The sequence below is a fragment of the Nesterenkonia suensis genome, from assembly GCF_054782935.1.
This window is the reverse complement of the sequence record NZ_BAAGRN010000001.1, coordinates 71,158-90,272: the sequence shown is the minus strand read 5'-3', so window position 1 is coordinate 90,272 and position 19,115 is coordinate 71,158. Positions and strand designations below refer to the sequence as shown.

16 protein-coding genes are annotated in these 19,115 nt (G+C 68.8%); 7 read left to right on the top strand and 9 right to left on the bottom strand.

Going from position 1 to position 19,115, the window contains the following annotated elements; genetic code table 11:
• Positions 1–26: 26 nt before the first annotated feature.
• Positions 27–422: a phage holin family protein gene (locus ACYVKI_RS00355; protein WP_460688364.1), complete on the top strand. Its 396-nt coding sequence runs from the start codon at positions 27–29 to the stop codon at positions 420–422.
• A 27-nt stretch (positions 423–449) separates the two neighbouring features.
• On the opposite strand, the gene ACYVKI_RS00350 is transcribed toward ACYVKI_RS00355, so the two are convergent.
• Positions 450–2,453 (bottom strand): hypothetical protein, encoded by a 2,004-nt coding sequence (locus tag ACYVKI_RS00350; RefSeq protein ID WP_460688363.1) that lies wholly within the window; start codon positions 2,451–2,453, stop codon positions 450–452.
• 48 nt (positions 2,454–2,501) lie between these two features.
• Positions 2,502–2,981: a hypothetical protein gene (locus ACYVKI_RS00345; RefSeq protein WP_460688362.1), complete on the bottom strand. Its 480-nt coding sequence runs from the start codon at positions 2,979–2,981 to the stop codon at positions 2,502–2,504.
• Positions 2,982–3,234: 253 nt separating this feature from the next.
• Between ACYVKI_RS00345 and purB the strand changes: the two genes are divergently transcribed.
• Both purB and ACYVKI_RS00335 read left to right on the top strand, forming a co-directional pair.
• Positions 3,235–4,695: an adenylosuccinate lyase gene (purB, locus tag ACYVKI_RS00340; RefSeq protein ID WP_460688361.1), complete on the top strand. Its 1,461-nt coding sequence runs from the start codon at positions 3,235–3,237 to the stop codon at positions 4,693–4,695.
• A gap of 271 nt (positions 4,696–4,966) precedes the next feature.
• Complete coding sequence (locus ACYVKI_RS00335; RefSeq protein ID WP_460688360.1) at positions 4,967–5,395, top strand: VOC family protein; 429 nt, start codon at positions 4,967–4,969, stop codon at positions 5,393–5,395.
• A gap of 48 nt (positions 5,396–5,443) precedes the next feature.
• Here ACYVKI_RS00335 and ACYVKI_RS00330 read toward each other — a convergent pair whose 3' ends face one another.
• The 5 genes from ACYVKI_RS00330 to ACYVKI_RS00310 form a co-directional block, all read right to left on the bottom strand.
• Entirely contained in the window at positions 5,444–6,682 is a 1,239-nt protein-coding gene (locus tag ACYVKI_RS00330; protein WP_460688359.1) for a pyridoxal phosphate-dependent aminotransferase, read from the bottom strand.
• Positions 6,683–6,726: 44 nt separating this feature from the next.
• Complete coding sequence (rlmN, locus tag ACYVKI_RS00325; RefSeq protein ID WP_460688358.1) at positions 6,727–8,073, bottom strand: 23S rRNA (adenine(2503)-C(2))-methyltransferase RlmN; 1,347 nt, start codon at positions 8,071–8,073, stop codon at positions 6,727–6,729.
• A gap of 70 nt (positions 8,074–8,143) precedes the next feature.
• Positions 8,144–9,223 (bottom strand): siderophore-interacting protein, encoded by a 1,080-nt coding sequence (locus ACYVKI_RS00320; protein ID WP_460688357.1) that lies wholly within the window; start codon positions 9,221–9,223, stop codon positions 8,144–8,146.
• Between the two features lie 137 nt (positions 9,224–9,360).
• Positions 9,361–11,694, bottom strand: a complete 2,334-nt coding sequence (locus ACYVKI_RS00315) for a heavy metal translocating P-type ATPase (RefSeq protein ID WP_460688356.1) — start codon at positions 11,692–11,694, stop codon at positions 9,361–9,363.
• Positions 11,691–11,915 carry a heavy-metal-associated domain-containing protein gene (locus ACYVKI_RS00310; RefSeq protein WP_460688355.1) on the bottom strand — a complete coding sequence of 75 codons (225 nt, stop codon included), beginning with the start codon at positions 11,913–11,915 and terminating at the stop codon, positions 11,691–11,693. Before ACYVKI_RS00310 ends, ACYVKI_RS00315 begins: the two co-directional genes overlap by 4 nt.
• A 125-nt stretch (positions 11,916–12,040) precedes the next feature.
• On the opposite strand from ACYVKI_RS00310, the gene ACYVKI_RS00305 reads away from it, so the two are divergent.
• Genes ACYVKI_RS00305 through ACYVKI_RS00295 form a run of 3 tightly spaced genes read left to right on the top strand, consistent with a single transcriptional unit; the run spans position 12,041 to position 14,519 of the window.
• Positions 12,041–12,415: a metal-sensitive transcriptional regulator gene (locus ACYVKI_RS00305; protein WP_460688354.1), complete on the top strand. Its 375-nt coding sequence runs from the start codon at positions 12,041–12,043 to the stop codon at positions 12,413–12,415.
• 59 nt (positions 12,416–12,474) lie between these two features.
• Positions 12,475–13,395: a DMT family transporter gene (locus ACYVKI_RS00300; RefSeq protein ID WP_460688353.1), complete on the top strand. Its 921-nt coding sequence runs from the start codon at positions 12,475–12,477 to the stop codon at positions 13,393–13,395.
• Between the two features lie 20 nt (positions 13,396–13,415).
• Positions 13,416–14,519, top strand: a complete 1,104-nt coding sequence (locus tag ACYVKI_RS00295) for an NAD(P)H-dependent flavin oxidoreductase (RefSeq protein WP_460688352.1) — start codon at positions 13,416–13,418, stop codon at positions 14,517–14,519.
• Positions 14,520–14,641: 122 nt separating this feature from the next.
• On the opposite strand, the gene ACYVKI_RS00290 is transcribed toward ACYVKI_RS00295, so the two are convergent.
• A complete protein-coding gene (locus ACYVKI_RS00290; protein ID WP_460688351.1) occupies positions 14,642–15,817 on the bottom strand; it encodes an NAD(P)/FAD-dependent oxidoreductase in 1,176 nt (391 codons plus the stop codon).
• 262 nt (positions 15,818–16,079) lie between these two features.
• Complete coding sequence (locus tag ACYVKI_RS00285) at positions 16,080–17,162, bottom strand: LacI family DNA-binding transcriptional regulator (RefSeq protein ID WP_460688350.1); 1,083 nt, start codon at positions 17,160–17,162, stop codon at positions 16,080–16,082.
• 325 nt (positions 17,163–17,487) lie between these two features.
• Here ACYVKI_RS00285 and ACYVKI_RS00280 point away from each other — a divergent pair, with 325 nt between their 5' ends.
• Entirely contained in the window at positions 17,488–19,101 is a 1,614-nt protein-coding gene (locus ACYVKI_RS00280) for an ABC transporter substrate-binding protein (protein ID WP_460688349.1), read from the top strand.
• Positions 19,102–19,115: the final 14 nt, after the last annotated feature.

Here is a 19,115-nt window from a genome sequence, read left to right as displayed (position 1 = left end):
ATCTGGGGCATGAGATGATCGTCCTTGTGAGAATCCTACTGGCGATCGTGCTCAATGCCTGCGCCCTGGGCGCGGCTGCTCTGCTCCTGCCCGGCATCGGAGTCGAGGGAGCCGGCGACGAGCCCGGCATGACCCTGCTGGCCTATCTGTTCGTCGGCGCGGTCTTCGGCATCATCAACGCGGTGATCAAGCCGATCCTCTCCTTCCTCGCGATGCCGATCACCTGCCTGACCCTCGGGCTCTTCGCCGTGGTCATCAACGCCGCGATGCTGATGCTCACCGCCTGGGTCACCTCGTTCTTCCCGCTGCAGTTCGTGGTGAGTTCGTTCTTCTGGGACGCGATTCTCGGCGCGATCATCGTCGCTCTGGTCTCGGCCCTGCTAGGCAGGTTCCTGATGGCACCCACCCCTCGACCCGCCTGATCCTCGTCGCCTCAGCAGCCCACGACATCACTGCTCCGGCGACCCGATGTCAGCCGGAGTCAGCGGTTGCTCAACGGTGATCTCGCCCGGGGTGAGGCGCACCGGCTCCGTCGTGCGCGTCTCCTCCGACGGTCTGCCCACAGCCCGGGGGGTCACGAGCTCGGCCTCGTCGTGCATGTGCACCGGCATCTCCACGTCCGACCACGTCAATGAGGGCACCCTCGAGGGAGGCACCGCAGGACCGATGACTGCCGGCGTCAGCGGCTGGGACTCCACAGGCTGTCCGGATGCGGGCGACACCGGAGGGCGAGGGTGATCCCGACCCTGCTCATGGTCACGCACGGCAGAGCCCGCCTCACCAGGTGTTCCCGCCGCTCCGACGCTGCTGGCGCCGTTCTGCAGGGCCCCGTCCGTCGGGTACTGGCCAGCCGGGTCCCCCGCCGTCGGGTCCCCCTCCGTCGTCATCGGCTCGTCGACGGGAGTCTCCGGACCGAACGCGTCACCGATGCCGACCACGTCCAGCCGTTCTACCGCATCCCGGACCATGCCGTTGAGTCCGGAGATCTCGAGGGCCTCCTCCAGGAGGCTGTCGGTCGTCCAAGCCTCCGAGTCCTCCGTCCATCCAGTCTCGAAGATCCGGGTCTCAGCTTCGCCCTCGTACAGTTCAGCGAAATCGCGGAGCAGGGCGTCGCCATCCTCACCGAGATGGGCATCGGGATCAGCCTCCAGCTCCTCGACGATCTCGAGGTAGTGCTCATACGTATGGGCGTCGCCGAAGGAGACGAGCGGAGCGCTGCCCTCCGTCTCTGAATGGTGGGCGACATCGATCACCTGCCTGTTCGTCCCTGTTCCCTGATGTTCTCCCAACAGATGCGGCACAGGATCCCGTCGGTCCTGGATATGAGTGGTCGACGTCTCGGTGCCCGGTGGGAAGGTGGCATTCCTTCCCGGAGCACCGATGCTGGTGGCTGCGTGGACGTCGTACTTCTCTCCGAGCCGCCCGTTGCGCACCAGGTTCGAGACGCCGATTCCGCCCAGGCTGTAGCCGGACAAGGCGATGGTGTCGCCTTCTTGAGCACCCGAGGCGGCGAGCGCCTCCTCCACCACATCGGTCAACTGGTCGGCGTCGTTGTAGATCGAGTCGACCAGACCCAGGTATCCCCGCCCGTCGTGCCGGTTGAGCTCGGTGATGTCCATGTCGAGGCCGGGCAGATGAACCATGTACCTGGTGGATCCGTCGTCCCCGGTGACGGACGTGACCGCGATGTCACCGTGCTCGGCGGCATCGCCCATCTGCCGGTACCAGGAATGGAGCGTGCCGTCTCCCTCATGGACGGAGGTGCGTGTCTGGTCGCCCAGTTCAAGACTGTTGGCCCGCATCTCGAAGCGGATGAGGTCGTCCTGGCCGCGCAGCGCCTCGATCGCGAGGAACCCGGTGCTGGAGGCCCTGTCCTCTGGGCCCTCGCTCCCCCTCCGGCCGATGTCGCCGGCCCGTCCACGGGTGAAGTACTCCGCCAGCACCCGCATGAGCTCTCGGCCTCCGAGCACGGCCACGCTCCGGCTCCAGTCCTGAACCAGGCGGGAGTCCCCGTCGAGGCCCTGCGTGATGACATAGGAGGACTCGGAGAGCAGATCGCTGAGCTGGAGCCAACGACGCACGAGCGACTCCACGTCACGGTACGCCTCATGGGCACTGTCCAGACCGTCAAGACAGATACGGACGAGGCTGCTCACCATCGACATCCGCACCGCCAGAGCCACGCTGCGGATGCCGAGCAACGGGGCACGCCAGTGCGGGGCCGCGGCCCCGGAGGTCATCATGACAGTGTTGTTGGCGGCGATGTCGTCCAGCTGAAGCTGCCCGATGTCCTGGGCAGACGCCACATGCGCGGCCGCCTGACGCAGCGTCTCCCATTCGACCTCCACCTGCGTGTTCCCTCCGGAGACTCGCACGGCGAAGCGATCCCCTTCAGCAGCGGGGAAGTGGATCCTCGGAACGGTGATCGGGGGCAGATGCGAGTTGCGATCCATGCAATGTCCTCGGGTTCATAGGAGTTGAGCGTGTCGTGGACAGTCGGGTCAGGCGTGCGACCCCTCCGGCATCAGCAGATCAGTGATCGCCTCCCCCAGTCCCGCCGGGATCCCGCCATAGTCCTGGACGAAGCTGACCAGCGAGGAGACGTCGTGCACAGCCTCCCGCGCTCGGCGGAGCAGGAACTCGCCAGCGATCCCGGCGAGGTCCATCCCGGAGACTGCGTCGAGCATCGACGCCAAGTGACGTGCCACCACGGCCCACTCCCGCATCGAGCCGGCGATGATGGTGGCCTCTGAGGCGAGCTCCTCGGCTTCTCCGCTCACCGCCGCACTGTCCGAGCTCAGCACGTCGATCGCGCTGCGGAAGGCGTCCCCGGCCAGCGAGTCCCAATGAGCTGTCTGCCGACCGAGCGTCAGCTGTGACCGGTGCTCCCGGCCGAGGTCCGCAGCCCGCTGATATCTCATCGCCATCTCCTCATAGGTGGCGGCGATACGATCCAATTGAGCCGCGGAGGCACTGAACACGGGGGAGCTCCTCGGAATAGAGGGCCACACAGGGCGGCCGGCTGATGGTCGGGCGGGGAAGATCACGGATCCGGCGAGGCCCGCATGGCCGCGCCGGACATGATGACGCTGTCGACGTTAGGCGAGACAGGCCGTAGGCGACCGCCCGCCGTCGCGGTCTGTGGAGAGCCCGGGCATGCCCGCTGTCCTACGGGCTTCTTGTGGAGGAACAGTGCCTGCACTCGGGTGCGGCAGTCGTGGAAGAATGTCAGCCATGGCCAACTCTGTCTCCTCCCCCTCCGTGTCCACCCCGCTGTCCACTGACCAGGACCGGGTCAGTCTCGCGGCGGCCGCGCCGCAGATCGCACTGGGCGCCCTGGACGGCCGGTACCGCTCCGCCGTCGCCCCGCTGGTCGACCACCTCTCGGAGGCCGCGCTGAACCGCAACCGCATCCACGTGGAGGTGGAGTGGTTCATCCACCTGTGCGCAGAGCAGGCGCTGGAGGGGCTGCCCCACCTGACGGCGGAGCAGATCACCGGGCTGCGCGGCATCGTCACCAGCTTCGGGGCGGAGGAAGTGGCCGAGCTCGCCGCGATCGAAGCCGAGACCGTCCACGACGTCAAGGCCGTGGAGTACTTCATCGTCCGTCGTCTGGAGGGTCTGGGGCTGGCCGAGATGGCCCCGCTGGTCCACTTCGCCTGCACCAGCGAGGACATCAACAACCTCAGCTACGCGGTGGGGATCCGCGACGCCGTCGACCAGGTGTGGCTCCCCGCCGCGCGCGCCGCCCTGAAGGGTCTGAGCTCACTGGCCTCCGAGGCCGCCGAGGTCCCGATGCTCTCGCGCACCCACGGTCAGCCCGCCACCCCCAGCACCCTGGGCAAGGAGATCGCCGTCTTCGTCCACCGCCTGAGCCGGCAGATCCGCCGTGTGGAGACCCAGGACTACCTGGGCAAGATCAACGGCGCCACCGGCACCTATGCCGCCCACCTCTCCGCGGCTCCCCAGGTCGACTGGCCGAGGCTCGCCCAGCGCTTCGTGGAGAAGCTCGGGCTGACCTTCAACCCGCTGACCACCCAGATCGAGTCCCACGACTGGCAGGCCGAGCTCTATGCCGACATCGCCCGGTTCAACAGGATCCTGCACGGTCTGTGCGTGGACATCTGGTCCTACATCTCCATCGGCTTCTTCCGGCAGATCCCCGTGGCCGGCGCCACCGGCTCGTCGACGATGCCGCACAAGGTGAACCCGATCCGTTTCGAGAACGCCGAGGCCAACCTGGAGGTCTCCAACGCGCTGCTCGACTCCCTGGGCGCCACGCTGGTGGAGTCCCGGTGGCAGCGTGACCTCACCGACTCCTCCGGCCAGCGCAACATCGGCACCGGGCTGGGCCACTCGGTGCTCGCCCTGAGCAACGTCACCAAGGGCCTGAAGCAGCTCGCCGTCGCTGAGGACGTCATCGCCGCTGACCTCGATGCCAACTGGGAGGTCCTCGGCGAGGCGATCCAGACCGTCATGCGCGCCGAGGCCATCGCCGGAACCTCCGGCATGGAGAACCCCTACGAGCGCCTCAAGGAGCTCACCCGTGGACGTCGGGTGGACGCGGAGAAGCTCCAGGAGTTCGTCGCGGGCCTCGGCCTGAGCCCCGCGGCCGAAGATCGACTGAAGGCGCTCACCCCGGCCCGGTACACGGGATTGGCCCCTCGTCTGGCTCAGGAGTTCACCACGGAGTGAACCCGACCGGCACGGCCAGGGCGGCGCGACCGGCTCCGGAATGCCCCGCCATGATCAGGGAGCAGATTCTGCTTCCGGACGTGGTCGCGGTCGTCCAGGTGCTCCCGCTGTGAGGCCACGACCGACGACGCGCCCGCAACGGTCCCGCCCCTGGCCCTCCCAGCCCCTGGCCCTCGGGCACGAGACCTTCCCCCGAGTACCCAGCAGTAGGACGATGGGCGGCGTCCACCCAAAGTTGCCTCTCGGCGCTCCACCTCAGGAAGGCTCTCCCATGGCTGTCGCTCTGACCCCCTACCTCCAACTCCCCGGCACAGCCCGGGAGGCGCTCGAGCTGTACCACTCGGTCCTCGGCGGCGAGCTGAGCACCCTGACCTATGCCGAAGGCATGGGTGCCGAGGACGACACCAAGGACCAGATCATGCACGGTTCGCTGTTCGTTGACCGCGGACTGCACGTGATGGCCGCTGACCTTCCACCCGGGATGCAGAGCAACGGACTGGGCACGCTGGCGCTGAGCGTGGGCGAGCCGGACGCCGCCGAGAACACCCGTCTCGAACGCTGGTGGACCGGACTCAGCGAGCACTCCGAGGTGCTCATGCCGTTGGAGGCCGCGCCCTGGGGCGACCGGTTCGGCATGCTGAAGGACCGCTTCGGCGTCACCTGGATGTTCAACACCGCAGAGACCGCATCCCAGGGCTGAACGCCCCCGTCCTGCGACGTCAGGCGCCGAGAGTCTGACCTGCGCAGATCACCCTCGACGCGTCCAACCACGGTGGAAGGCGACGATCCGGTCCAGCCCGCGCGCCACCGCCTCCGGACCGGGCGCCAGAGAGAGCCGCACCCACTCGTGGCCGGCGACCGGGTCGAAGTCCGTCCCGGGGACGATCGCCACCCCGGCCTGCTCCAGCACCGCCTGGCAGTAGGCCGGGGAGTCCCCGAACTGCGCGAGGTGCTCGCCGATGTGCGCGTACACGTAGAAGGCGCCGTCTGCGGGCGCCACTTCGCCCCATCCGAGCTCCGGCAGCCGGGCCAGCACCTGCTGACGGGCGGCGGCGTACGCCTCCACCTGGGAGGCGGCGAAGGCCATCGACTCCTCACTGAACGCCTCCACGGCGGCCAGCTGTGATCCATGCGGCGGGCAGAGCGAGACGTTGCCGGCCAGCCGCGCGATCGGATCCACCAGATGCTCGGGCAGGATCGCCCAGCCCAGACGCCAGCCCGGCATGCCCCAATACTTGGAGAAGGAGGAGACGACGACGGCGTCGTCCGTGAGCTCCAGCGCGCTCACCCCTGGTGAGGGTGGGCCGGCTGGGGCCTCGGGCGCGGCCCCGGTCCGCCCTCCTGCTTCGGCGTAGGTGATGCCGTGGTAGATCTCGTCGCTGACCAGCTGCACATCCTGGCCCCGACACCAGTCCACCAAGGCGGCGAGCTCCTCACGGCCGATCATGGTGCCGGTCGGGTTCGCCGGGGAGGCCAGGATGAGTCCGGCGATCGGACCGCTCTGGGCCACCGCCTCCTCGAGCAGCTCCACCGTCGGCTGGAAGCGGACCTCGGGGCCGCAGTCCAGGTCCACGACCTCGGTGCCCAGGCTGGCCAGGATGTTCCGGTAGGCGGGATAGCCGGGCCGCGCGAGCGCCACGCGGTCGCCGACGTCGAAGGCCGCGAGGAAGCTCAGCAGGAACGCCCCGGAGGAGCCGGTGGTGATGGCCACCCTCTCGACGTCGACCTGCGCGCCGTACCAGTCGGCATAGTGGGCGGCCACAGCCTCCCGCAGCGGCCGGATCCCCAGCGCGGCGCTGTAGTTGAGCACGGTGCCCTGGGCGTGGATCTGGGCGGCCGCACGGTTGACCGCCGGCGGGGCACCCGAGCCGGGCTCGCCGGCGGTCAGTGAGACGACGTCGCGGCCCTGCGCGCGCAGGGCGTCGATCTGAGCGAGGATGCTCATCACCTGGAAGCCGGGGACCTCGGAGCGCTGCGACGGTTTCATGCCCGCCAGCCTAACGGCCCCACCGTCGGTGATGCGGTGCGCGCTCAGTCCTCGGCGGCGGCGAGCTGTCCGCAGGCGCCGTCGATCTCCTTGCCGCGGGTGTCCCGGAGTGTGGTGGGCACGCCCTTGGCCTCCAGCCGGGAGATGAACTGCCGCATCACATGCGGCTCGGAGGAGGTCCAGATGGACCCCGGTGTGGGGTTCAGTGGAATCGGGTTGACGTGGACCCATCCTCGGCCCCGGGCGTTGAGCTTGTCCGCCAGCAGGTCGGCGCGCCAGCCGTGGTCGTTCATGTCCTTGATCAGTGCGTACTCGATGGAGACCCGGCGACCGGTCTTCTCGTAGTACTCGTAGGCCGCGTCGATCGCCTCATCGGCCTTCCAGCGCGAGTTCACCGGGATCAGCTCATCACGGAGTCCGTCATCCGGGGCATGGAGGCTCAGGGCGAAGGTGATCGGCAGATCCTCGTCCGCGAGCTTCCGGATCGCCGGCACCAGTCCGACGGTGGAGATGGTGATCCCGCGAGCGCTCATGCCCAGGCCCTCGGGGGCGTCGTCGACCATGCGGTGAACGGCATTCATCACCCGCTTGTAGTTGGCCAGCGGCTCGCCCATGCCCATGAACACGATGTTGGAGACCCGCTGCGGGCCGACGCGCTCCGTCCCGGCAGCGGCAGGCTCAGGCCCCTCCTCGGCGAAGTCGGTCTCCTCGCCGAGACCGGCGTGATCCTGCTCCTCCGCGATCTCTGCCGCGCTGGGAGCGTCCAGCTCTCCGGCGACGATCGCCCGGTTGGCCTGGACGATCTGATCCACGATCTCCGCGGTGGACATGTTGCGGGTCAGCCCGTTCTGGCCGGTGGCGCAGAAGGGACAGTTCATCCCGCAGCCGCACTGGGAGGAGATGCACAGGGTGATGCGGTTGCGGTACCGCATCAGCACCGACTCCACCAGGGCGCCGTCGAAGAGCCGCCAGAGGAACTTGAGGGTGGCGCCGTCGTCGGTGCGCAGCCGACGGACCTCGGTCAGCAGCGGCGGCAGGAACTCGGAGACCAGCTCCTCCCGGGTGGCGGCCGGCAGGTCCGTCATCTGGTCCGGGTCGGCGGTGTAGTGCTGGAAATAGTGCACCGAGAGCTGCTTGGCCCGGAAGCCCGGGTAGCCGAGCTCCTTCGCCCGCTCGACACGCTCCTGCAGCGTCATGTCGGCCAAGTGCTGCGGCGGCTGCTTGGCCCGTTTGGACTGGGCGAACTGCAGCTGGGGACGGCCGTCGGGCCCCATCGGCTGCTTCCAGCCCTCAGGCTTGGGACGGACCTGGGGGCGGGCGTCGTCGGCGCGGGCGGGGCGCTGCGCCGCGGCCGCGCGCGGTGTCTCCGGGTTCTTCGGTGAAGTCGACATCGACACCAGTGTCCCATGCCGAGGCGGCCCCGGTTCAGGGGACGGTTCAGGGGACGGTTCAGGGGCAGGGTCAGGCGCTGGCGCGGCCGGCCTTCCAGTAGCCCATGAAGGAGACCTGCTTGCGGCTCATGCCGATGCCCTTGACCAGGTGGCGCCGCAGTCCGGTGATGACGCCGGCCTCTCCGGCCAGCCACGCGTACTCCCGGAAACCTTCGGGATCGGCGACCTCCCAGAGCACGGCATCCTCGGTCACCTCGGGCAGTTCCCCGGTCTCCGGGGCACCGACGGCGGCACGCGCCGGCTCGCAGGCGGCCTGACGAGCGGCGAAGATCTCCTCCCGGCGGCGTGCCCAGTCCTCGACGGCGGCGGTCAGCTTCTCCCCCAGCGGGGCGCCGTCGCGTCCGAGCCAGTGGACGGTGACGTCGCAGCGGGTGGCGACCTCGAGGGCGTCCTGGCTGCTGGGCACCTCCAAGTACGCCTCACCGGTGATGCCCGCCGGCAGGGACTCAAGGATCGCGCACATGGCGGGCACCGCCGTCTCGTCCCCAGCCAGCAGGACGTCACGGGCGGTGCCGGGGTTCCATTCGATGCCGGCCCCGACCTCTTGGGACCGTCCGTCCGGGCCGATGACGATCAGCTCGTCCCCGGGACGGGCGGCGCTCACCCAGGCGGAGGCCGGGCCCTCGGTGCCGTGGACCACGAAGTCAATGTCGATCTCGCGGTGCTCCGGGCGGATCGCGCGCACCGTGTAGGTGCGGATGGGGTTGCGCGCCGCGTCGTCGAGATCACGCCAGCGGTGGTACCACTCCATGATCGTGGGTGCCGGGTCGGCGAAAAGACCGATCTCCGGGTAGCCGCCGTCGGCGCGGGGCAGGAAGACCTTGATCCGCTGGTCCAGGCCTCCGGTGTAGAAGTGCCGCAGATCCTCCGCGGTGACCGTGACCCGGATGAAATGGGGGCTGAGCCGCACGACGTCGGCGACCGTGGTCAGGAAGGCACGGGTGGGCGGAATCGGGCGGGCCTCAGCTCTCGACCCGTCAGTGGTCGCGGCCGGTGCCTGGGCGGCTGCGCTCCGACCCGAGCCTTCCACGGCACGGATCTCCGGACGGGCGGGTGTCGACTCGGCGACGTCGACCGGCTGTGCGCTCATGGGATCCTCCACAGGTCGGGGCGACCCCGATACACTCGACCGAGCCATCAGGGAAGGTTCGCCTCACCACAGTAGACGCCCTTTAGCGAACTCCGCAATGACGAAACCGACTGTGACGCCGCTGTCACCGGGCGCGCTCACCGCGCCCGGGCGCGGAACCCGCGCAGCCGGAGGCTGTTGCCCACCACGGACAGCGAGGAGAGCACCATCGCCGCCCCGGCGAGCATCGGATTCAGCAGCCCGAGCGCGGCCAGCGGAATGGCCGCCGTGTTGTACAGGAACGCCCAGAACAGGTTCGAGCGGATCGTGGTGAACGTCTTCCGGGAGAGCCGGACGGCGTCGGCCACGCTGCGCAGGTCTCCCCGGATGATGGTGATGTCCGCGGCGTCGATCGCCACATCAGTGCCGGTACCCATGGCGATGCCGAGATCGGCCTGCGCCAGGGCCGCGGCGTCGTTGACGCCGTCACCGACCATCGCCACCGTGCACCCCTGGTCCTGCAGGCGCTTCACGGCGTCGACCTTGTCCTCGGGCAGCGCCTCAGCGATGACCTGAGCAATGCCGACTTCCTCGGCCACACGCTCGGCGGTGCCCGCGTTGTCACCGGTCAGCAGGACGGGCGTCAGCCCCAACTCCTTCAGCTGGGCGACCGCCTCGGCCGAGGTCTCCTTGACCGCGTCGGCGACGATCACCACACCGGCGAAGGCACCGTCGACGGCGACCAGCACCGGCGTCCGCCCCTCGCGCTCGACGCTGCGGCACATCGCCAAGACCTCCTGGGGCAGCTCCACCTCCTGCTCGGCGAGGAAGCTGCGGCGCCCGACCGAGACGTCACGCCCCTCGACCCACCCGGAGACGCCGCGGCCCTCGTGGTTCCGAAAGCCTTCGACCTCCGGCAGGGAGCCCTCCCGTTCCCCGTGGGTCTCCCGGGCCGCCGCCGTGACGGCACGGGCGATGGGATGTTCGGAACAGGACTCCAGGGCACCGGCCAAGCGCAGCAGCCGATGATCAGCGTCGGTCACCGGCTCGGGCTCCGTCTCCGGGGCGTCGATCGAGTGGATCGCCGTCAGCCGCATGGAGCCGGTGGTCACCGTGCCGGTCTTGTCCAGCACCACGGCGTCGACGGTCCGCGAGGATTCCAGGACCTCGGGACCCTTGATGAGGATGCCCATCTGCGCTCCCCGGCCGGTGCCGACCAGCAGCGCGGTGGGAGTCGCCAGTCCCAGGGCACAGGGGCAGGCGATGATCAGCACAGCGACGGCGGCGGTGAATCCGGCCTCCGCGGGGTGTCCGAGCAACAGCCACGCCAGGAGGGTGATCACGGCGATCACCAGCACCACCGGCACGAAGATTCCGGAGATGCGGTCAGCCAGCCGCTGGACCTCGGCCTTGCCGGACTGCGCCTCCTCCACCAGGCGTGCCATCTGGGCCAGCTGGGTGTCGGATCCGATGCGGGTGGCCCGGAGCACCAGGCGCCCGGAGGTGTTCACAGTCGCCCCGGCCACCGAACTGCCCGGAGAGACCTCCATCGGGATGGACTCACCGGTGAGCATCGACATGTCCACCGCCGAGACGCCGCGGACGATCTCCCCGTCGGTGGCGACCTTCTCGCCGGGCCTGACGACGAACTCGTCCCCGACTGCGAGCTGCTCCACCGGGATACGGGCCTCCTGGCCCTCCCGCAGCACCGAGACCTCTTTGGCCCCCATCCGCAGCAGCGAACGCAATGCGGCCCCGGCCTGTCGCTTTGAGCGCTTCTCCAGGTAGCGGCCCAGCAGCAGGAAGGCGGTCACCACGGTGGCGACCTCCAGGTAGATGTTGGCCGCGCCGTCGACGTGCTCGGGGAAGAGGCTGAACTCGTGGCGCATCCCGGGATCCCCGGCGGTGCCGAAGATCAGCGCGTAGAGCGACCAGATCAGGGCCGCCAGGGTTCCCAGGGAGATGAGCGTGTCCATGGTGGCCATGCCGTGGCGGGCGTTGAGAGCCGCGGCCCGGTGGAACGGCAAACCGGCCCAGAGCACCACCGGCAGGCTCAGCACCAGGGACGCCCAGCCCCAGCCGTCGAACTGGGTGACCGGGACCATCGCCCAGATCACCACGGGCGCGCTGAGCACGGCGGCAGCCACCAGGCGGCGCTTCAGCCCGCGGAGCTCACGGTCCGCGCGCTCATCCTCGTCACTCTCGCCCTCCTCGGGGAGCTCGGCGGTGTAGCCGGTCTTCTCGACGGCAGCGATGAGGGACTGGACGAACTCCTGGCGGTCTTCGACGTTCTCGCCGCTGATCCACGCCTTCTCCGTGGCGTAGTTGACCGAAGCCGTGACGCCGTCAAGCCGGTTGAGGCGCTTCTCCACGCGGTTCGCGCAGGAGGCGCAGGTCATCCCGCCGATCTCCAGCTCCAGCCGTTCGACGTCGGCTCCGCCGCCCGTCCTGCCCGTCGACGCGGTCCGCGCCGATCCCGGGGAGGTGCTCAAGAGGCACGCTCCGCCTCGTAGCCGGCCTCGTCCACGGCGGCGATGACGGCGTCGTCGGAGATCCGCTCGGGGTCCTCGGCGCTCAGATGCAGCGCGCCGTCGGCGGCGCTGACCTCGACCCCCTGGACGCCGTCGAGGGCCTCGACCTCCTGCCGGACGGCCTTCTCACAGTGCGCGCAGGTCATTCCGGTGACGGTGTAGTGCAGAGTGGTGGCCATCATGCTCCTCCGTGGGGTCGACTGAATCACCTGATTCCGACTCATCTGATGCCGACCACTATACCCCTAGGGGGTACACTTGCATACCCCTCTCCGGTATGCTTCATCATAGAAGGAGGCCATGACCGATGAGCGAGACGACGACGGCCGCGCCCCACGTGGACACGGCAGATGCCGACGGCGCTGCGGCACCCGAACCCCGTGAGCACGCCGAACACACCCACCGCGGATACATGTCCGACAAATCTCGGTACCTCTCCAGGCTGCGGCGCATCGAAGGGCAGGCTCGAGGCATCCACCGGATGATCGAGGACGACACCTACTGCATCGACGTCCTCACCCAGATCAGCGCCATGACCTCCGCCCTGGAGAACGTGGGGCTGGCCCTGCTGGACGACCATCTGAAGCACTGTGTCGCCGACGCCGTGGCCGACGGGGGCGCCGAGGGCGAACAGAAGCTCAAGGAGGCCTCCGACGCCATCCGACGCCTGGTCAAGTCCTGACCCGCCACACCCGGACCCAGCACTGAATCGCACCAGCGGTCCTGTGCCACACTGACCGCATGGTGACTCCGCTGAAGGGCACGCTGCTGCTCCTGGCCGGGACCTTCGCCCTCGGCGGGACCTCGCTGCTGATCTCCACCATCCCCGCGGATCCGCTGATCATCGCCGCCCTGCGCTGCCTCCTGGCCGTACCGATGCTGCTGCCCTTGGTGCTGTGGGAGATGCGGCGCGTGGACCGGGCCACCTCACTGCCCCGCCGCACAGTGATCGGCGCGCTGGTCGCCGGCCTCGCCCTGGGGATCGACTACAGCTTCTGGAACACGTCCATCGGTCTGGTGGGCCCCGGCATCGCCACCGTGCTGCTGAACATCCAGCTGGTCGCCCTGCCGCTGATCGCCTGGCTGGTGGAGCGCACCCGGCCCATGAGACAGCTGGCCGTGATCATCCCGCTGATGCTCACCGGGGTGGCGATGACCGCCGGAACCTTCGACGTCGGAGGCCTCCAGCTGCGCGGGGTGCTGGCCGGGCTGGCCGCCGGCACCGCCTATGCGATCTACCTGGCGATCATCCGCCGCACGGCGCCCGCGACCACCAAACCCGCACCGTTCACCGTGCTCGCCCTGGTGTGCCTCGCGGCCGGAGCCGCCGCCGGCGTCGGGGCGGTGGTCACCGGGGGCGCCCACTGGCCCGCTGAACCCGGCACGTGGGGCCAGCTGTTGGCCCTGGCGCTCGTGGGCCAGGTGGTCGTGTTCTGGTGCCTCAACGTGGGCATGACCGGCATCTCCGAGACCGCGACCTCCACTCTGCTGCTGCTTCCCGGGGTGTTCGCCCTGGGGCTGGCGGCCGTACTGCTGCGCGAGGTACCCTCCCCGGTCCAGCTGATCGGCTGTGCGGTGATCATCCTCGGCGCGTGGTGGGCCTCCCTTGCCTCGCATCGGGCACGGCGGGGGTTGCGGTCATCTGCCGTGGATCGGCCCTGAGCGAGAGTAGCCTCGTCGGCATGAGCGCCCAACTCCAGCGGCTGCTGAACCAGCTGCCCACCCCCATCCTGCAGGCCCCGATGGCCGGAGGCCCGACGACGCCGGCGCTGGTCGCCGCCGTGCAGCGTGCCGGCGCCTTCGGCCAGTTGGCCGGCGGCAACCTCACCGCCGCCGCGCTGGCCGCTCAACTGGACGACACCAGGGAGCTCCTCGACTCCCCTGCCCCGCCGGACGGGGCCCTGCCGGTCGGAGTCAACCTGTTCGTCCCCGACCCGGACACCGCCGACGCCTCCGCCCTGGAGGGCTACCGTGCCGCCCTGCGGCCGGTGGCCGATGCCCTCGGCACGGAAGTGCCCGAAGTGCCCGACTGGTCCGACGACGACTTCCCCGCCAAAGTGGAGCTGCTGACCTCCCGCCCCGTCGCCGTCGTCTCCTTCACCTTCGGTCTTCCGCCCGCTGAGGTGGTGCGCCGCCTGCAGGAGGCCGGCTCCGCCGTCGTGATCACCGTGGCCGACCAGCCCGGTGCGCTGCGCGCTGCCCAGCTGCGGCCTGACGGCCTGGTGGTGCAGGGGCAGCAGGCGGGCGGACACCGCTCCGTGCTGGACATGCATGACGAACCCGAGTCGATCGACACGTCCGACCTGCTGCGCACGGTGCGCCGGGCGCTCGAGGACCACGGCGACGGAGACGACAGCGACACCCGCGGCGGAGCAGCGAGCCTGCCCCTGATCGGCGCAGGAGGGGTCGGAACTGCTCAGGACGTGGCCGCCCTGTGTGATGCGGGCGCTCACGCCGTGCAGGTGGGGACCCAGTTCCTCACGGCAGCCGAGGCGGGGACGCGCGCGCCCCACCGGGAGGCGGTGTTGGATCCGGCGCGCCGGGAGACCGTGGTGACCCGGGCGTTCTCCGGTCGGCCGGCGCGGGGACTGCGCAATCGGTTCATCGATGAACTGGAGGACCGCGCCGTCGTCGGGTACCCGCAGGTGAACCGGATGACGGCACCGCTGCGGGCCGCGGCGAACGCCGCCGAGAACCCGGAGTATCTGAGCCTGTGGGCCGGCACCCGCGCCGCCGAGTGCCGCGACGAGTCAGCCGCCGACGTCGTCGCCCGCCTCACACCCTGACCCCCCAGACAAGAGATCGTCTCCCGGTGACAGATCGCCCCTGAATCCGGAGACGATCTCTCACTGGGAGACGATCTCTTGCCTGAGCGGGTTGAAGGTGAGGCCCGCACCACGTGAATGGCTCACTGTTTCGCGACAGGCTCCCAGGCCCCGGTGGAGACCTGGCCAGGCGCCTCCGGCGAATCGAACCGGTCTGCGCGGAAGGTCTCCAGCACCGGCGAGGGAGACCCGGTGAGGATCTCCTCGGCAGCGAGCTCGCCGAGAATGAGCCCGAGCGTCGCACCCGAGTGGGTGAACAGCGCATACAGGCCCTCGATCGACGGCACAGGACCGACCACCGGCTCGCCGTCTCCTGGAATCGGCTTACCCCCGGCACCGATGCGGTCTGCGGTGAGCGTCGGCGAACCGGCGAGCACCTTGGAGGCTTCCTCCAACAGCCCCTGGACCGAGGCTTCGGGGACATGGAGAGAACCGTCATCCTCCACCCGGACAGATTGTTCGGCCCAGTCGGAGTCCAGCACGAGCCGCCCATCAGGCATCGGGCGCACCGCGACCCGCGGCGTGTTCAGCACTGTCCGGACCTCACGATCGACCGGCTCGGTGAACAGGACGAACGCAGCCGGTGAAGCGTCAGCCACTACCACTCCGAGTGCCGCCAGCTGTGAAGGCACCGAGGGACCGGTCGCCAGCACCACGGAATCGGCGGCGAGGCGAGATCCGTCATCGAGCACAGCGCCGACCGCGACGCCGTCACGGACATCCACCCTCGCCGACCCAGCCCCCTCGATCACCGTGGCCCCGTGATCAGCGGCCTCTTGTGCGAGCACGGAGACCAGGCTGGGCAGATCGACCCACCCCTCACCGGGATTGAAGATCGCACCCTCCTGAGCCACGGCCTCCGGGTCGACCTCCGGCGCCACTCGGGGCACGTCACCCCGATCAATCCAGTGGGAGTCGTATCCGCTGGAGCGCTCATAGGCATGGGTCTCCCGGAAGCTCGCCTGCGGGCCGGCCCACTTCATCGCTCCGTCGAAACGGAGGTACTCGCGACTCTCGGGCCGACGGGCACTCCATGTGCGGTACCGATCGATCCCGAGCATGCGCAGGTAGTGGTACTCCGCAGTGCGTGCACCCGAGGAGTTCAACCAGGCGATCGAGCGCCCGGAGGCGCCATCGGCCAGCGTGCCCTGAGTCACCAAGGTCACGGATGCCCCCTGCCGGGCCAGATGAGCGGCAGTGGACACCCCCAGGATCCCTCCGCCGATGATGACGACCTTCTCCGGCTCAGCTGCAGACATGACGATGCGTCTCCTTCTCTGTGCCTGCCGCACCGGCTGCCCGTGCCGAGCACGGACTCAACTCCTTGGTGTACGGCGGTGGCATGCGTTGAATGTGAGGAAGGCCTGCGACGACCTTCACAGAACTAGATTGATACCGGTCTCAGTTCTGACGTGAGATTACCTCCCCCAGAAGAGAGCGTCAACAGGCCAGTAGCGAAGAATCGGCGGAGAAGGCGACATGGCACGGCGTGTCGACCTCAGGATCATTCGGAGCTCGGTCTCAGTTCAGGACGGAGCGAGTGGACTCACGGATGACCAACTCCGTGGACAGGATGCGCCGCTGCGTGGAGAGCGCAGGATCCTCCAGCCGGGCCAGCAGAAGGCGCGCAGCTTCCGCACCCATCTCATGGATGGGCTGCCGCACCGTGCTGATCGCCGGGGAGACATAGCTCATCCAGTCGAGATCGTCGAAGGCCAGGAAGGAGACCTCCTCCGGGATCGAGGCCCCGGCCTCCCGAATCCCCTCGTAGGCACCGGTGGACATCAGGTTGTCCACCGCGAAGATCGCCGTCGGAGGTTCCTGCGCCTGCAGGGCGGCCACCGTCATACGGCGCGCCGCGCTCCCCGAGTACGCCCCGGTGCGCAGCACCAGGCGCGGGTCGATCGCAACACCGCGCCGCAGATGGGCCTCCAGGTAGCCCAGCAGACGCGCACCGCTGGGGTTGAGCATGTTCGCATCGACCGTCGGCTCCCCCAGGATCGTCTGCTCCCACTGCGCCTCGAACGGATTCCCCAGCTCGGCCACGATCCCGATGCGGCGGTGCCCGCTGTCGAGCAGATGACCCACCGCCTCACGAGCGGTGGCCACGTTGTCGATCATGACCGCACTGGCGGCCAGGCCGTCGATGACTCGATCGAGCAGCACCACCGGAGTGCCGGAGATGACCGCATCGGCCAGGTGCTCGACATCTCGATTGTTCGTGACCGCGATGATGATCCCCTCGACCTGATGCTGCTGGAGCAGATGGACGGCCTCCCGCTCGAGCCTGATGTCCTCATCCGTGTTCATCAGGATGGCCCCGAAGCCGTGCTCACGCGCCACGTCACCGATGCCTCGCATCGCGCGGGCGAAGAAGGGGTTCTCGATGTCGGCACCGACCACTCCGATCGTGCGGGTGCGCCCGGTGGTCAGGCTCCGCGCCACCTGGTTCGTCCGGTACCCCAGCTTCCGGGCGGCCTCCTGCACCTTGGTGCGATTCCGAGGGCTCACATTGCCGTATCCGCCCAGAGCCCGCGCCGCGGCCGCGCGCGAGACACCGGCTTCTGCGGCGACATCATTGATGGTGACCCGTGACTGACCCATGGGCAGAAGACTATCGGGGTGGTCAGCTCCGTGGCAGGCCCGGCGTGTCCGAGACTCCGGAACGCCGTGCAGGCCGGGAGACACGGAGCCTCGCCGGGGCGCCCTGCGGCGATGCCGACGCCACGGCACCCGTCCATGCCCCCGGAATGGAGAGCGATCTCTGAAGTCCGCCCTCCTGAGGATCAGCATCATCACAGAAGACGGCACCACCCTTGACATTCCCTGGAAGTCACGTAATGTATCTCACAACAGAGAGCGGTCTCTGTTTCTCGGGTCCACTCCTGTCGACCCACCTCGCACCTCAACTCAGAACAAAGGATTCCTCATGCGACTCGGACGACGCACGAGCATCGGCATAGCCGGGACGGCACTCACGGCAGCCCTCGCCCTCTCCGCCTGCGGCAACGGCGGAACGGGCGGAGACGGAGCCGCCGGCGGAGGAGATTCAGAGGAGAACACCTTCGTCTACGCGCTGCCCACCAACCCGCCGCATTTCAACATGGGCGTGACCACCGACGGCTCCGCAGGCTTCGTCAGTCGCGCCATCCACGATCCGCTGGTCAACCTGAACCGCGACTTCGACATGGTTCCCGCCTTGGCCCACTCCTGGGAGGTCAACGAGGACTCCACCGAGTTCACCTTCCACCTCGTGGAGGACGCCCAGTGGCACGACGGCGAACCGTTCACCTCCCAGGACGTCAAGTTCTACTTCGACACCTTCATGGAGCTGCACCCGCTGGGAGGTGAGATCACCGAGCTCTACGATGAGACCCTCACCCCTGACGACCACACCGCGGTGGTGAAGCTGACCGACTCCTACGGCCCACTGGTGGAGTCCATGACGGCCCACGTCATGCTCCCGTCCCACCTCTATGAGGGCACCGACGTCGTGGACAACCCCGCGAACATGGAAGGCATCGGAACCGGCGCCTATAAGCTGGAGTCCTTCGACAGCGGCACCGAGGTGATCTTGGTCAAGAACGAGGACTACTGGGGTGAACATGGCGACGTCGACCGGATCGTCTACCCGATCATGACCGACGCCGACGCCCGGAACCTCGCCCTGCAGAGCGGCCAGGTGGACCTGGTGCCCACCAGCGGATTCCAGCGCTCCCAGCTGCCGCTGTTCCAGGGCGACGACGACTTCTGGATCTCGGAGGTCCGCACCCAGCCGCAGGCCGGGCTGCTGTTCTTCAACACCCGCCAGCCGATCATCGACGAACCGGAGGTGCGCCAGGCGCTCTACATGGCCATCGATCGGCAGGCCATCGCCGATGACGTCTACCTGGGAACGGCAGAGCCCTCCCACGGCCCCATCCCCAACCAGGTCGAGTGGGCCCAGCACGACGACGTCGACTTCACCGAGGACTTCCCGTATGACCCGGAGGCCGCCGCCGAGCGGCTCGACGAGGCCGGCCACACCGCCGACGCCGACGGCAGCCGGTTCTCCCTGACGATGAAGTACCGCAACGACGACCCGGCCTACGCCGGCACCGCCGAAGTCATCGCCTCGAACCTGGCCGAGATCGGGGTGGACGTCGAGCTCGTCTCCCAGGACCCCAACGTCGCCCAGGAGGACATCTACACCGAGCACGACTACGACCTCCATGTGCAGGCGCTGGCCAACTTCGCCGACCCGAGTCTCGGAGTCGCCCGCGCCTACGTCTGCAACCCCACCGACCGTGCCTTCGCGAACCCCACGGGCATGTGCGAGGACGACATCGACGACGCCTTCGCCCGCGCCGCCGCATTGTCGGACCGTGATGAACGTCGTGAGGTCTTCGCCGAGGCACAGCTGGCCGCCGGGGAGCACATGGGCACCGCCCCACTGGTCTCCGCCATCGATGTCGAGGTCTACCGCGGCGACCGCTGGGACGGACTCGACGAGTTCACCAGCGTCCACCGCTTCGACTGGAGCGCCCTGGAAGCCAAGGACTGATACCTCCGATGAAC

Bases quoted from the DNA above. Each gene is read 5' to 3' on its own strand.
- ACYVKI_RS00350 (WP_460688363.1), bottom strand. From the start codon at position 2,453: ATGGATCGCAACTCGCATCTGCCCCCGATCACCGTTCCGAGGATCCAC.
- purB (WP_460688361.1), top strand. From the start codon at position 3,235: ATGGCCAACTCTGTCTCCTCCCCCTCCGTGTCCACCCCGCTGTCCACT.
- ACYVKI_RS00335 (WP_460688360.1), top strand. From the start codon at position 4,967: ATGGCTGTCGCTCTGACCCCCTACCTCCAACTCCCCGGCACAGCCCGG.
- ACYVKI_RS00330 (WP_460688359.1), bottom strand. From the start codon at position 6,682: ATGAAACCGTCGCAGCGCTCCGAGGTCCCCGGCTTCCAGGTGATGAGC.
- rlmN (WP_460688358.1), bottom strand. From the start codon at position 8,073: ATGTCGACTTCACCGAAGAACCCGGAGACACCGCGCGCGGCCGCGGCG.
- ACYVKI_RS00320 (WP_460688357.1), bottom strand. From the start codon at position 9,223: ATGAGCGCACAGCCGGTCGACGTCGCCGAGTCGACACCCGCCCGTCCG.
- ACYVKI_RS00310 (WP_460688355.1), bottom strand. From the start codon at position 11,915: ATGATGGCCACCACTCTGCACTACACCGTCACCGGAATGACCTGCGCG.
- ACYVKI_RS00305 (WP_460688354.1), top strand. From the start codon at position 12,041: ATGAGCGAGACGACGACGGCCGCGCCCCACGTGGACACGGCAGATGCC.
- ACYVKI_RS00300 (WP_460688353.1), top strand. From the start codon at position 12,475: ATGGTGACTCCGCTGAAGGGCACGCTGCTGCTCCTGGCCGGGACCTTC.
- ACYVKI_RS00295 (WP_460688352.1), top strand. From the start codon at position 13,416: ATGAGCGCCCAACTCCAGCGGCTGCTGAACCAGCTGCCCACCCCCATC.
- ACYVKI_RS00290 (WP_460688351.1), bottom strand. From the start codon at position 15,817: ATGTCTGCAGCTGAGCCGGAGAAGGTCGTCATCATCGGCGGAGGGATC.
- ACYVKI_RS00285 (WP_460688350.1), bottom strand. From the start codon at position 17,162: ATGGGTCAGTCACGGGTCACCATCAATGATGTCGCCGCAGAAGCCGGT.
- ACYVKI_RS00280 (WP_460688349.1), top strand. From the start codon at position 17,488: ATGCGACTCGGACGACGCACGAGCATCGGCATAGCCGGGACGGCACTC.